The sequence below is a fragment of the Streptomyces sp. DH12 genome (assembly GCF_020873895.1).
Classification (GTDB): domain Bacteria; phylum Actinomycetota; class Actinomycetes; order Streptomycetales; family Streptomycetaceae; genus Streptomyces.
This window is the reverse complement of the sequence record NZ_JAHWGT010001231.1, coordinates 1-434: the sequence shown is the minus strand read 5'-3', so window position 1 is coordinate 434 and position 434 is coordinate 1. Positions and strand designations below refer to the sequence as shown.

Below are 434 nucleotides of genomic sequence, written 5' to 3'. Positions count from 1 at the left end.
ATCCTCGCCGACGGCGACGAGGTCGTCGACCCGGTCGCGGATGATCGGGTAGGTGAAGTGGCCGGGCCGCTGCCCGCGCAGTCCGTCGGCGACGGTCCGGGTCGGCGGCAGCTGGACCGGGTGTCCGGCGGCCAGGGAGCGGGCGTAGCGCGGGGTGAGCGCGGGTTCGACGCCGACGACGCGGACGGGGTGTCCGGCGGCGGCGAGGCAGACGCCGGCCAGGAGGCCGCCGCCGCCGACGGGGACGTAGACCGTGTCGGTGTCGGGGGCGTCGGTGAGGACTTCGGCGCCGACCGTGCCCTGGCCCGCGATCACCAGGGGGTGGTCGGAGGAGGGGACGAGGGCGGCGCCGGTCGTCTCCGCGATCGTCCGGGCACATTCCTCGCGTTCGGCCACTCCCCCGCCGGCCTGGACGACCCGTGCGCCCAGGGCGC

1 protein-coding gene is annotated in these 434 nt (G+C 77.2%); it reads right to left on the bottom strand.

Features of this window, described 5'->3' with window-relative positions:
- Nucleotides 1–434, bottom strand: a 434-nt coding sequence (locus tag LPA54_RS39405; RefSeq protein ID WP_228985198.1) for a pyridoxal-phosphate dependent enzyme, incomplete at both ends; no start/stop codon positions are given.